This is a genomic window from Sphingobacterium pedocola (assembly GCF_015209965.1).
GTDB classification, from domain to species: Bacteria; Bacteroidota; Bacteroidia; order Sphingobacteriales; family Sphingobacteriaceae; genus Sphingobacterium; species Sphingobacterium pedocola.
In genome coordinates, this window is the sequence record NZ_MU158692.1 from 98,499 (window position 1) to 112,187 (window position 13,689).

Annotated in this window: 13 protein-coding genes; 8 read left to right on the top strand and 5 right to left on the bottom strand. The window is 39.8% G+C overall.

Annotated features, from left to right (window positions below):
* Position 1 precedes the first annotated feature (1 nt).
* The 5 genes from C4F40_RS18605 (at position 2) to C4F40_RS18625 (ending at position 4,184) form a co-directional block, all read left to right on the top strand.
* Positions 2–901, top strand: coding sequence for a diacylglycerol/lipid kinase family protein (locus C4F40_RS18605; RefSeq protein WP_196940927.1), 900 nt, complete (start codon positions 2–4; stop codon positions 899–901).
* A gap of 44 nt (positions 902–945) precedes the next feature.
* Positions 946–1,620, top strand: a complete 675-nt coding sequence (locus C4F40_RS18610; protein ID WP_270049220.1) for a superoxide dismutase — start codon at positions 946–948, stop codon at positions 1,618–1,620.
* Positions 1,621–2,099: 479 nt separating this feature from the next.
* Positions 2,100–2,810, top strand: coding sequence for a cold-shock protein (locus tag C4F40_RS18615; protein WP_196940928.1), 711 nt, complete (start codon positions 2,100–2,102; stop codon positions 2,808–2,810).
* Positions 2,811–2,941: 131 nt separating this feature from the next.
* Positions 2,942–3,532 carry a TetR/AcrR family transcriptional regulator gene (locus C4F40_RS18620; protein WP_196940929.1) on the top strand — a complete coding sequence of 197 codons (591 nt, stop codon included), beginning with the start codon at positions 2,942–2,944 and terminating at the stop codon, positions 3,530–3,532.
* 7 nt (positions 3,533–3,539) lie between these two features.
* The gene (locus C4F40_RS18625; protein WP_196940930.1) at positions 3,540–4,184 is read left to right on the top strand and encodes an HAD family hydrolase; all 645 of its coding nucleotides are present in this window, start codon (positions 3,540–3,542) and stop codon (positions 4,182–4,184) included.
* A 49-nt stretch (positions 4,185–4,233) separates the two neighbouring features.
* Here C4F40_RS18625 and C4F40_RS18630 read toward each other — a convergent pair whose 3' ends face one another.
* From C4F40_RS18630 to C4F40_RS18640, 3 genes are all read right to left on the bottom strand, one after another.
* Complete coding sequence (locus C4F40_RS18630) at positions 4,234–5,085, bottom strand: SMP-30/gluconolactonase/LRE family protein (RefSeq protein ID WP_196940931.1); 852 nt, start codon at positions 5,083–5,085, stop codon at positions 4,234–4,236.
* 8 nt (positions 5,086–5,093) lie between these two features.
* Entirely contained in the window at positions 5,094–5,459 is a 366-nt protein-coding gene (locus tag C4F40_RS18635; protein WP_196940932.1) for an MmcQ/YjbR family DNA-binding protein, read from the bottom strand.
* Positions 5,460–5,523: 64 nt separating this feature from the next.
* Positions 5,524–6,084: a thioredoxin family protein gene (locus C4F40_RS18640; protein ID WP_196940933.1), complete on the bottom strand. Its 561-nt coding sequence runs from the start codon at positions 6,082–6,084 to the stop codon at positions 5,524–5,526.
* Between the two features lie 122 nt (positions 6,085–6,206).
* On the opposite strand from C4F40_RS18640, the gene C4F40_RS18645 reads away from it, so the two are divergent.
* The 3 genes from C4F40_RS18645 to dnaK all read left to right on the top strand — a co-directional run bounded on the left by C4F40_RS18645 (position 6,207) and on the right by dnaK (position 11,855).
* Positions 6,207–8,897 (top strand): outer membrane beta-barrel protein, encoded by a 2,691-nt coding sequence (locus C4F40_RS18645; protein ID WP_196940934.1) that lies wholly within the window; start codon positions 6,207–6,209, stop codon positions 8,895–8,897.
* The gene (locus C4F40_RS18650) at positions 8,890–9,780 is read left to right on the top strand and encodes a GLPGLI family protein (RefSeq protein WP_196940935.1); all 891 of its coding nucleotides are present in this window, start codon (positions 8,890–8,892) and stop codon (positions 9,778–9,780) included. Before C4F40_RS18645 ends, C4F40_RS18650 begins: the two co-directional genes overlap by 8 nt.
* Before the next feature lie 161 nt (positions 9,781–9,941).
* A complete protein-coding gene (dnaK, locus tag C4F40_RS18655; RefSeq protein WP_196940936.1) occupies positions 9,942–11,855 on the top strand; it encodes a molecular chaperone DnaK in 1,914 nt (637 codons plus the stop codon).
* Positions 11,856–11,947: 92 nt separating this feature from the next.
* On the opposite strand, the gene C4F40_RS18660 is transcribed toward dnaK, so the two are convergent.
* The gene (locus C4F40_RS18660; RefSeq protein WP_196940937.1) at positions 11,948–12,622 is read right to left on the bottom strand and encodes a TIGR02117 family protein; all 675 of its coding nucleotides are present in this window, start codon (positions 12,620–12,622) and stop codon (positions 11,948–11,950) included.
* 78 nt (positions 12,623–12,700) lie between these two features.
* Positions 12,701–13,618: a sugar phosphate nucleotidyltransferase gene (locus C4F40_RS18665; protein WP_196940938.1), complete on the bottom strand. Its 918-nt coding sequence runs from the start codon at positions 13,616–13,618 to the stop codon at positions 12,701–12,703.
* Positions 13,619–13,689: the final 71 nt, after the last annotated feature.

Here is a 13,689-nt window from a genome sequence, read left to right on the forward strand (position 1 = left end):
TATGCAACAGGCAATTTTATTACATAACCCGGGAGCTGGAGACGAAGATCATTTAAAGTCTGATCTCGTTAAAGCTATAGAGGCAGCAGGTTTTGGCTGTGTTTATTTTTCTGTTAAAAAAGAAGATAACTGGAAGCAGCAATTGGATCAGGCGGATTTTGCAGTAGTGGCTGGCGGCGACGGTACCGTACGGAGGGTAGTAAAAGAACTCGTGAAAAGAAACACGTTGGAAAAAAAACTACCTATAGCGCTATTGCCAATGGGTACAGCAAATAATTTATCGAAAACACTTGGAATCGACCCGCAACTGGACTACAAAAGCCATATTAAAGATTGGAAGAAAAGCAAACTGCAACGATTTGATGTAGGTGTCATAAAAAATGTGGAGACGATAGATTTCTTTCTCGAAGGCGCGGGGTATGGTCTTTTCCCGAAACTAATGCGAAAGATGGATGTCGTCGATCAAAGCCAGGTCAAAACTGCAAAAGACGAATTACAATTAGCACTCGAAGTGCTATATGACATTACCTTATCGGCTAAAGCAACAACGTATTGGATAAAAGCAGATGATACGATTTACGAAGGTAAATCGCTATTACTGGAAGTGATGAACATCCAGTCCATTGGCCCAAACCTGATTTTATCTCCGCAAGCCAAAACAGATGATGGCCTTTTTGATGTGGTCATCGTAGATGAAGAACAGCGGGAAGATTTTGCGAACTACATCAAAAAACTGATGACTGATGAGACGGCAAAATTTAAGTGGAAAACATTTAAAGCGAAAGCGCTAACCATTGATTGCAAAAGTAAACATATGCATGTAGACGATGAGCTGATATTGCCGTTAAAAAATCCCGTTGTCTTGGAAGTAAGAGAAAATGTACTTGAATTTTTGGTTTAAGGATCGCTATCTTTATAACGTATTATAAAACATATGTCGAAATCATGAAATTATTCAAAACCACAATTTTCTTTGCTGCCCTAATTTCTGGGCAAGTAGCCCTGGCACAATTTAAGCAAGCGCCATTGGCTTATTCTTACAACGCATTAGACGGCGCTATCGACGCACAGACCATGGAAATCCACTATTCGAAACACGGCGCTGCTTATACCGCTAATCTTAATAAAGCAGTAACGGGTACGCCATTGGAAAAAGAAAATCTAATAACTATTTTGTCCAAGATTTCCTCCAGCAGTACTGCGGTGAGAAATAACGCTGGCGGTCATTATAACCACGAGCTTTTTTGGACAATATTAACTCCGGAAAAGAATACACAGCCTTCTGAAAAGTTAGCTAAAGCGATTGCAGCAACATTTGGATCGCTGAATGCCTTGAAGGAAGAAATAAGCAAAGCCGGTGCTGGCAGGTTTGGTTCGGGATGGGCTTGGCTATCTGTAGATAAAGACGGCAAGCTGTTCGTTTCATCCACACCGAACCAAGATAATCCGCTAATGGATGTAGTCGAAGCAAAAGGAACACCAGTCTTGGGTATAGATGTATGGGAACACGCGTATTACCTAAAATACCAAAACAAAAGACCAGATTACCTAACTACAATATGGACGGTAATTAATTGGAAGGAAGTAAGCAAAAGATACGACGAAGCGCTTAAAAAATAAGTATGCTCTGAACGAAACAAAAGATCCCCGGCGAAAACCGGGGATTTTAGTTGAAATCGCTCTAAATTTCTTAACGACACAACCTAGATCACTCCTTTGAAGGTAACATCAGCGCCAAAACCTCAGTTCAGAAAAACAAACGGTAATACTATACCCTCTTTTTCTCCGTTAACGCCTTCGATTAGTTCTTACGATTACCTCAAAACTCATCTCTAAAACAGAAATTATTGGTGAAAACAGAAAATTTCACTACCTTGACCGAAATTTTCATAGAGATCAACTGCTAATACACGTATTAGCATGCAATTATTAACAAGCGAGTGATACGCAATTTATTAAAAATGAACCCTCAGATAAAAATAAGACACATTCGCTTCTTAAGGACAACAATTCCAGCATACCTTTCAAGATACCTCCGACGAAAACAACCAAATCAGGGCTTATTTTCACGCGCTATTTAATCAAACAGAAAACAAAAGATGACACTAGGAGCTATAAATTGGTTCAATAATGAAAAAGGCTTCGGCACGATACAAACAGTCTGCTCCGGAACGGTCTTTTTACATATCAATAGTTTCTACAGAAGACCCCTAGGCGAGCTTAAACGAAAGCAGATCGTTGCTTTTAAAAAGAAGACGACAACAGACCAAGGTGAATCACGGGCCACGGGGTGTAAACTTTTAGAGACCTCGGCAGACTTTGGGTTTTTAATGACCTTATTAGGGCAGAAAACAATGGTCGACATTAGGGTGGCAAAAGGAAATAAAACTTCTGAGCCCGATGAAGAACACTATTGCCTTCTCAAACACGGAACCCTGCAACTTTTTAGCGACAGACCCGAGAGAAGTTTTATAGATACGGTAATTCATTATTTTGACAAACAATTGGAAGAAGCGAGATTTATACAATTTTGCACGTATCTTGAAGAAATAGCGATTCCTTTAATAAAAACAGATGACCGCGAAATGTTGGAGCAAACACTTTATTGCCATTTCTATGCAAACCTAACGGCTGGAATACTTTTTCAGGCATGGAAACATCACGCATTCCGGTATATTGCGTATACTGAAGGCATGGATTATGAAATACCGGAGGAGATTATCATAGCGCATCGCGATGAATTGGGTAAGGCGGAATGGGATCGCATTCGGCAATATAGCTACGGCCCTACTTTTTTTTCATCAGAATAATTACTTCGTAATTCAGTATCTCTTCGGCCGTCTTCATGAAAAACTTCCGTACTCCCATAGCAAAGAACCGTTAAACAAAACTCTTAACAGTTTTGATATGCTAAAACAGAAATTTAATATATCTTTATTATATGATTGAGAACAAAAAAACACAAAAATCTTTAATCACTAAATCAAAGCTATTAAGCGCAGTAGAGAAAGTACTTACGGAAAAGGGGTTTACGGAGTTAAAGGTACTTCCTATATGTGAGGCTTCAAACGTAGATAAAAAATTAATTTATTTCCATTTTGGAGATCTAGAAGGACTGCTTACAGAATTCCTCCGAAGAAACGATTTTTGGCTATCAAAATTGGAAATTCCGAATGAGATGAACAAAGAAGCGGTCAAAGATATCTTAACCCAGCAATTCTCCTCTATTTATGACAGTGATCTACTGAAGCAGCTATTGGTCTGGGAGTTAAGTGAAGGCAATGAAACATTAAAAAAAATTGCCCGGGACCGCGAAGACATCGGAAATAAAATAATCGATGATTTTATAGGCCAACAAGATTTCAAAACGGACGTTCCTCCGCTATTGGCATTGATTGTAAGTGGGATTTATTACCTTACTATACATTCGTCCACGAATGGGAGTACATTCTGTGGAATTGATATGAATACAGAAGCCGACAGGACACGTGTGCTTAATACGATTAAGGGTTTAATCGATCAGATAGAATAATCTGTATATGAAACTAATTATTTTCGATTTAGATGGGACGCTGATTAATACGTTAGACGATCTTGCTGAAAGTTGCAATCACACGTTGAAAATACATAATTTTCCGACACACCCTACTGCCGACTATAAAATGTTTGTAGGGAACGGAATACGAACGCTAATTGAGCGAGCTCTCCCAATGGCATCTAGAGATAATGAAACAATCGATAAATTGAAGGCAGACTTTACAACCTATTATAACCTGCATGCTAAAGACATAACACAACCTTACGAAAATATTGTTCCATTATTGAATGCATTGAAAAATAAAGGGTTTAAGATTAGTGTAGCCTCTAATAAATATCACGCAGCGGTATTAGATCTTGTCGATTACTATTTCCCAGCTATCCAATTTGATCTTGTCTTAGGCCATCGGGATGACCATCCGGCCAAACCAGATCCCGACATCGTTTTTGACACACTAAGAACATTGAATACCAGTAAAGAGAACTGTTATTATGTCGGAGATTCCTCAGTAGATATGCGAACTGCAAAATATGCTGGTGTAATTGCTGTGGGTGCAACTTGGGGCTTTAGAACAGAAGCCGAGCTAAGAGAAAACGGGGCAGATCACATCATACATAACCCTCTTGACCTATTAGATATTATATAACGATTACTACATATCTACGTAAATTGTTTAGGGGTAAAAACGAGTTCTATTATAACCAATCGGGATAAATCTTGAATATTTTTTCTGATGCGGTTATAAACAGATATTCTTTTTCTTTACCACCAAAACAAACATTAGCTGTCCAATTTGCTGGCACATCGATATGGTGTATTTTTTGACCTTGGACGTTATATATGGTCACGCCTTTTCCCGTCAGATATACATTACCTTTCTGATCGATGGTCATCCCGTCGGAACCCTGATTGCAAAACAATTTTTTATTAACAAGATTTCCTTTTTCATCTATATCGTATACATATGTCTTATCTGCCCGAATATCGGCGACATAAAGAAGTCGTCCATCTGCCGTGCCTACAATTCCGTTGGGTTTGATGAAATCGGGATCCACCTGCGTGAGTATACCTCCTTGAAATAAATACAAAGCTTCTTCCTCTATTTCTTTGCCTTTACGGGTCCAGTACTCGCGTTGATAATGGGGATCCGTAAAATAACACCCTCCTGCCGGGGAAATCCACACGTCGTTTGGCCCATTGAATTTTCTTCCGTTATATTGATCCAGTAAAACTTCTACGTTGCCCGAGGGAGCAATCCTCCACAATTCGTTTTTCTCATCAGCACAAGCTATAATATGATCATCTTTATCAATATACAGCCCATTGGATCGCCCAGCTGATTCTAGAAACACGTCTAGTTTACCTTCAGAAGTATACTTCCAAATTTTATTATTGGGCTGATCTGTGAAATAGATATTTCCTTTGGAATCCACCGCTGGCCCTTCCGCAAACGAAAATTGATCGCTGATCAAAATAAGGCCGCCTTGGCTTTGCCCTTTTGCACACAGGATACAAGTAATGAGAACAGAAGTGACGATTAGTTTCATTCTTAAATTTAATTAAATTTTTCGATTTCTGCTTTCATTTTTTTAGGCAATGCTTTCACAACTAAATCGTAACTGTGATCGATCAATTTTTTTAAGATGTTATCATCGAGCTCGCGGTTTGCATATACGGTATTCCAGTGCTTTTTATTCATATGATACCCCGGTACGACAGTCTGTTCATACTGCTGCCGCAGTTCGATAGCGTTTACAGGATCGCATTTGACATTGAATGACAGTTGATTGATTTGATCCAGTCCTACCAATAAAAAAACTTTTCCTACAACTTTGAATACCAACGTATCCGGCCCAAAAGGCAATTCTTCGGTAACACCTGTTTTACCTAGACAATATTGATGAAGCTCTTCTATATGCATAATCCGTAGTCTAATATGACACCAATTTAGTAATAAAACGCGACAAAAAACAAGTCATCAATAACTAGTTACCGGTCAACAATAACGCAACAAGCTCATTCTGGGTCTCCTGCCCTTTATCTTCATTATACCATCTTTGCAAGGCTTCTTTTATTTCATCAAAAGATTTCCCTTCAGATTGCATCGATTGAAAAAGAGCATGTGCTTTTTCAGGTCTCGGGCCCCAAATAGCTAAATCTCGGTTGTTCGCATTTCGAACCACAAGCTTCGGAATAGATTTCCCCCCATTTGTCAAGTAATCATTAATCAAGAGTGGTGGAGAATCCCGCAGCTGAATTTCCAACTGTATATGTGGATTATCCTTCACCATGTTATAAATCTGCGGAACGGAGTGTGCAGCATCACCACACCAAGGTTCTGTAATCAAAATCCAACGTTGTGGCGTTTGAATAGCACTAATAACGGTGCGCGTATGTGCATTTGCTTCAAATTTCTTCAACCAACGGTTCATTCTCGACCAGTTCAATTTGGTATAGCTGAGATATTCAGGATCTGCATAAGTAGGATGATCTGTCGGATTTGCCAATATGGCCTCAAAGTAAGTAAGGTATTCTTCAAATGTCATTATTCCAATTTTGATGTAAAAATAGAGATTCTTATCGAAGTAAAAATCATAAAAATGTTGCAATTCATTTAACACTATTTAATACTTCTCGTTCTATCTTTGGAAAGATATCAACCAATTTAATGAAAAGAATTTTAGCATTTTTCATATTTTTATTCTTAGGGCACTACGCCATAAGTCAGGTGGTCATTTCAGGAAAGATTGCCGACCAAGCTGATGATGGTCCTCTGACCAATGCCTCAGTAGTCCTGTTAAATCAAGACTCCATCATGAAGTACTTCGTACGGGCGGATGAAAACGGGAAATTTCAAATAAAGAGTGTCGCACCCGGATCTTACATTCTCTTGGTATCCTATCCTAAATTTGAAGTCTATTCTCAAAAAATAACAATAGAAGACAAAAACCTTGATCTGGAAAGCATACTGATCAGTTCGCAAGCCAATCTTATCGAAGAGGTAATCGTTAGACAGAAATTACCTATTACCTTAAAAGGAGATACGATTGAATACGATGCAGGAAGTTTTGAGACGGAAAAGAATGCTAAGCTGGAAGATTTACTCCGCAGACTACCGGGACTCACTGTATCTGCTGATGGTGCGATCACGGCTCAAGGAAAGTCTGTTTCGAAAGTGCTGATTGACGGCGAGGAATTCTTTGGTTACGACCCCAAGATTGCAATTCGAAACGTACGAGCAGATGCAGTAGATAAAGTACAGGTCTATGAGCGGAAATCGGAACAGTCCGAACTTACCGGCATCGACGATGGCGTACGATTACAAACAGTCAATGTCGTACTCAAAGAGGAGGCCAGGGAGGGCATTTTTGGTAATTTAGAGGCGTTGTACGGCACCGACAATTTGTATGCAGGAAATCTTTTTGCGGCGAAATTCAACCGAACAGAACGCATTGGGGTAACGGCCAACACCAACAATATGGGTGCATCGGGTAGGGAAGGTAACCTCCGCATGAATAATCAAATCCAGGGGGAACCTGTCTTCACCTCTGTAGGTGCAAACTATGAAAATCAATTTTTTGACAGAAAGTTGAATGTAAATGCGAACTATAATTTAAATGATAATAGCAACCGCAATGAAAGAGAGAGCTTCAATAAACAGATCCAGTCGAATGGAGAAGTAAGAGAAACTACACGTTCTTCTCGATCCATGAGCAACAATCAGTCTCATGGTGTCCGTTCCCAGTTCCGGATACGGATCGACTCCACCCAGAACATGGAGGTACGTATCAATGCGGGTTTATCCCGGCAAGAAAGTGGAAACAGTTCCAATAACTTTACGCGTGGCGAAGAAGGGAATGACATCAATAGCTTTATTAGTGATCAAAACACAAAAACAAACAGCAACTCAAACGACATTCGCATCAACTATAGAAAACGGTTAAATAAGAAGGGGGCGTCTTTAAATGTACACGTGAGCAATGATTATTCACAATCCGACTCCGAAAATCGTACCGACGAACAAACTACAACTTTTGTCGACAGTATACAAACAAACATCAACCAAAGACGATTGGGGGATAATTTTTCGAACAATTTCTCCACTGAGGCTAACTTTGGTAATCGCTTGAGCGAACAGATTAATTATTCATTGGGATATAGCTTTTCGAACTCGAATAGGAAGAATTTCCTTGATGCTTTTGATCTAGACGCCAACGGCTCCCCATCGGACCTCGATCTCAATTATTCGCAGCGCCAACATGATTTTTCGACCAACCAAGGCATTAATGCAACGATGAACTTTAACCATGAATTGCTTAACATCAATGTGTCGAACAAAACGCTTTATAAAAATCAAAATTTGGAAGACACTTACCGCGATGTAGACCTATCGCGAAGTTTCTGGGATAATAGCTTCAATATGGACATCAACTATCGACTTTCTACCAGAAAAAACTTGCGGGTCTCTTATCAGAATAGCAATACTATTCCTTCTTTCGAGCAGCTACAGCCCACGCAACCCCGACGCAACGAATTATTTATACCGATCGGGAACCCTGACCTGGAAAGAGCAACAAACAATAATTTCAGGTTAAATTACAATACGATTAGCCTCCTAAGGGGTACAAATCTTAACCTAAATGGTGATATTGGCTTTGTCGTCAACCCAATTATCAACCAGCTACAGATTGACAGGGAAACCAACGTAACAAGAAGCTCATATGTCAACATAAGCGACAGATCGACCTGGCGTGCTAGTGTGAATGGAAATTTCAACAAGCCTATGTTTAACAAGCAGGTACAGTTTAATATATTCTCGAGCCTTAACTATCAGAATAGTTTCAGCTTTATAGAAAATTCAGAATCTGGGTCATTCGAACTTAATAATCTTCAAAACACCAACGGAAACATCGGTGTGGGCTTGAATGAACAAAATTCTAAGGGATTCGATTTTGAGGTGAATGCCCGGATTGGAGTAAACAACCAGCTTAATAGTTTACGGTCGGATCTGAACTACACCAATATGACAGGCAGCAGCGCTGGCTACATCAAGTATTTTTTCCCATGGAAATTCCAGGCAACGACCAATGTCAACTATTCGTACGAAGGACCAACTAAGCTCTACCCGCAATCCATACATCAATTTTACGCGAATGTAGAGTTGAGCAAAAAACTATTAAAGAACGAAAGCTTGGTCGCTAGCGTTAAAGCATTTGACATCTTCAATACGTTCAACAATGTCAACAGAAGCATTTCTGACACGGATTTCACCGAATCAAGGCAACTTATATTAACACAATACATACTTGTTGGGTTAAAATGGGATTTTAACAAAAATTTAGGTAAAAAAAATGACTAGGATATTATTCATACTACTAGCCTTATTCTTTATATATGATGCAGAGGCACAGTACGCATATTTTGCAACGCAGGGCAAAATATCATTCGAAAAGATTACGTACACCCGAGCACGGATACGGGACCTAATGGCAAACATGGATGCCGGTAACAACACGGGAAGAAGGCAAGGCGGAGGAGGCATAATGCGCATGGGCGGCAATCTCGACAACATGCCAGAATCTTCTACGCAATACTTCGAACTTACTTTTGATGAAAAGCAAAGCTTGATGACAGCAGTCGAGCAGGAGAATAACCAAACCGGAGGCGGCCCCTCAGGAAGAGCAGCGGCAGGGTTCTCCGGCGGAAGGTCGCCAGGCGGTAACCGCGGAGCAGGGGGCGGGATGGGCATGAATGCGCGACGAATGGGAGGAAATAACAAAGTACTCTATCAAAACTTAAAGGATCAGACCGCTGAAATACAGGTTGAAATTGATGAAAAGTATGTCCTTAAAGATTCGCTATCCCCCATTACCTGGCGCTTTACAGACGAATATCGTACCATTGCTGGGTATGAATGTCGTAGGGTGAATGGTGCGACCCCAGATTCACTATATCTCATCGCTTACTACACAGACCAGATTCCGGTATCTGCTGGGCCGGCGTTAAGCCATGGCCTTCCCGGAATGATTATGGGCTTGGTAATACCCGAAATGCACATTCACTATTGGGCAACGGGTGTAACCTATTCTAACGAGCTGGTTCCGGCGAATTGGAAAGATAAAAAAATAAAAAGTATGCCGCTATCGGAATTTTCGGAGAGCTTCGGCCGCTTTTTCTCGCGTGGAAGAGAAGATAACAATACCTCGAATAAGCGGTTGATATTAGAACAACTAATATACTAACGTTGTCCAAACGAGAAAAATGACAGTTTGTCACAAAAACATGTCATATTTCCGACAATATGGATCCTATTTTCTTGTATAAAGCGGTTTTTACTTCTTGGCATAAGGGTTGTTATATACGAAACAACTATTTAAATTAAGTAAAAAACAAAATACAAGATATGTCAAAAATTATAGGAATCGACTTAGGGACTACCAATTCATGTGTTGCTGTGATGGAAGGTAACGAACCGGTAGTTATAGCTAACAACGAAGGTAAACGTACTACACCTTCTATTGTTGCTTTTGTAGATGGTGGCGAGCGAAAAGTTGGTGACCCAGCTAAGCGTCAAGCTATTACAAATCCACATAAGACCATATATTCCATAAAACGTTTCATGGGGACTTCTTTTAACGAAGCACAAAAAGAACTTTCTCATATTCCTTATAACATTGTTAAAGGTGACAACAACACGCCTCGTGTAGAAATCGACGACCGCAAATACACACCGCAAGAAATATCTGCAATGATACTTCAGAAAATGAAAAAAACTGCGGAGGATTATTTAGGTCAAGAGGTGAGTCGTGCAGTAATCACGGTACCGGCGTACTTCAATGATGCACAACGTCAAGCGACTAAAGAAGCGGGCGAAATTGCAGGTCTTAAAGTAGAACGCATCATCAACGAGCCTACGGCTGCTGCTTTAGCGTATGGTCTTGACAAAGCAAACAAAGACATGAAAATTGTCGTATTTGACTGTGGTGGTGGTACACATGATGTATCCGTACTAGAGTTGGGCGACGGCGTATTCGAAGTAAAATCAACTGATGGTGATACTCACCTAGGTGGTGATGACTTTGATAATGTAATTATCAACTGGTTAGCTGAAGAATTTTCAAACGAAAATAATGGTTTTGATCTGAAAAAAGATGCAATGGCATTACAACGTCTGAAGGAAGCTGCTGAGAAAGCAAAAATTGAATTATCAAGTACGTCTTCTACAGAGATAAATCTACCATATATTACAGCTGACGCGACAGGTCCAAAACACTTAGTCCGTACATTATCACGTGCTAAATTTGAAAACTTAGCGGCAGATTTAATCAAACGCACGATAGATCCTTGCCGTACAGCATTGAAAAATGCAGGCTACAGCACGTCAGATATCGACGAGATCATTTTGGTAGGTGGATCGACCCGTATTCCTGCAATCGTAGATGCAGTTAAAGGATTCTTCGGAAAAGAACCTTCAAAAGGCGTTAACCCTGATGAAGTCGTTGCGTTAGGTGCTGCCATCCAAGGTGGTGTATTGACAGGTGAAGTAAAAGATGTATTGTTATTAGATGTCACTCCGCTTTCATTGGGTATCGAGACTATGGGTGGTGTAATGACAAAATTGATCGAAGCGAATACCACTATTCCGACTAAAAAATCGGAAACATTCTCTACGGCATCAGACAATCAGCCTTCGGTAGAAATTCACGTATTGCAAGGCGAGCGTCCTATGGCTTCTCAAAACCGGACGTTGGGTCGTTTCCAATTGACGGACATACCTCCGGCTCCTCGCGGAATCCCGCAAATTGAGGTTATTTTTGATATCGATGCAAATGGTATTATCAAAGTGTCTGCTAAAGATAAGGCAACTGGCAAAGAGCAAAATATCCGTATTGAAGCATCTTCTGGCTTATCCGAAGAAGATATCCAAAAAATGAAACAAGAGGCGGAGGCAAATGCAGAAGCTGACCAAAAAATTAAAGAAGAAGCAGATAAAATCAATGCTGCCGATGCTTTAATCTTCTCTACAGAGAAACAACTGAAAGAGTACGGTGACAAAATTTCTGCAGAGAAAAAAGCGCCTATCGATGCAGGCTTAGAAAAGTTGAAAGCAGCTTACGCCGCTAGAAACTTCACTGACATTGATACCGCTTCAGCTGAATTACAAAATGCCTGGAATGCAGCTTCAGAAGAAATGTACGCAGCTTCTCAAGACGGCTCACAACCACAAGGTGATGCAGGTAAAGCTAACACCGGAGGTGACGCGAACCAAGGTGGAGCAGATGATGTACAGGATGTAGATTTCGAAGAAGTGAAATAATTCACCTGTTGTTCTATATAAATAATAAGCCCGAAGATTACATCTTCGGGCTTATTATTTATATGTTATCGAATACTGACTTTTCGTTTACCTTATCGGTAATGCCTTAAAATCCCTTTATCAAAAACGGTCCAAACTCCAGACGGAAGTCCAGCCCTTTTCAATGCATTATTAGTCCATGTATTACAGGAAAAAAGGAGATTGTATGCTCCTTTAGCTTCGTAAAATGCGTCATCCTGGTTATACTGTGCTGTGGTCTCAATATATACTGCATTATTTTCGGAATCGCTATCTAAACTCGCTAAAACATAATTTACAAGTAGTTTATATTGATTGGAATCGATCGCTATTTTATAACAAAGCGAACTTTCTGTCATATCTTTATAGTACGTAACGTGTAAAGCCGTTTCACCTAGTCCCGAAACGGCAATCAATGCTGTCGAAACTTTCAAGTCCTTCCATTCGGGAGTTTTGAGATAAAAACCTTTATCACCCCAACCAATAGAAACCCACTGCTGAGCAGTATCTTTACCGCGGGTTTTATCAAATGGAAAAATGCTCGACCAGTTCATCAAATCATTTTGCACAGGAAAGACAAGGTCTGTATGTACATCGTTAGAGAGAAGGTAAATGGTTACATCCTTTGATGTGGAAACCTTCTTTTTAACAGCTGGAATACGCGACAAAATAAACTCTGCACCAAAATAAATGAAGATTACAAAAAGAAGCCCAGCAACAACATAAGTCAACACGAGTAGTATTTTCATAAGCTATAAGTCATAAAAAAAAGCTAATCCGAATTTGGAAAAGCCTTTCATCATCATCGTTTTTAAACAGATAATTGCTTAAAATAATTTCTCTGGATAAGTGCCGTTTTCTATTAATCTTGAAATCGATTCCTGTACAATGGGCTTATCTTCCTTATACGTCACACCAAACCACTTGGCAGACGTCGGTATCACTTTGAAGTCTGCTAAGCCATGTCTTACCATATAATCCGGAACGGAAGGGATAAAGAATTCGGCTTTTAAATTTTCGCTATTCTCTTCCACAAACGCAGGGAACATATCCAGTGCAACTTCAAACACCTTTGGCGTAAATCCCCAAAAATTCATAGAGACACGGGAGTCGGCATTAAGATTATATTGAACACCGTCCTCTTCGTAAACAATTTTTTTATGTTTTGTTGTTTCATCATCTACATAATAAATATTCGTTCGTTCTTTCACAGACGCCATATTGCCCTCAGGAGTCACCTCACAAACCCCGCGCGACACGTAACCGTAGTCTGACATCGTGTTACCTACCTTAAAGCCTATTAATGACATGTGGGTATCGGAAACTTCTGTAGTAAGGAATAGACCCATTTTTTGAAATGCATCCGTACCATAAAAGTCATCCGCGTTAATCACACAAAAAGGTTCATGAATATTATCTTTCGCGCTCATTACAGCGTGAGCTGTACCCCAAGGCTTTTCGCGTACAATATCTCTATCTACACCAAATTTACGTAAGTCAAAATCCTGAAAAGCGTAATCCACCTCTATTTTACCTTTCAATTTTTCGTCAAATTTTTCTCGCATTATCGTTTCAAATTCCTTACGGATTAGAAAAACTACTTTGCCAAATCCCGATTTTATGGCGTCATAGATAGAATAATCAATAATAGTCTCACCATGAGGACCAAAGCTATCAACTTGTTTCAAAGAACCGTATCTGCTTGCCATTCCTGCAGCAAGTACTAATAAAGTAGGTTTGCTCATTATAAATTTATCTTGTTAACTCCTTTACGTATCCTACAAACTTAGATAAAATGCTTTGCATTCGCCAAAGC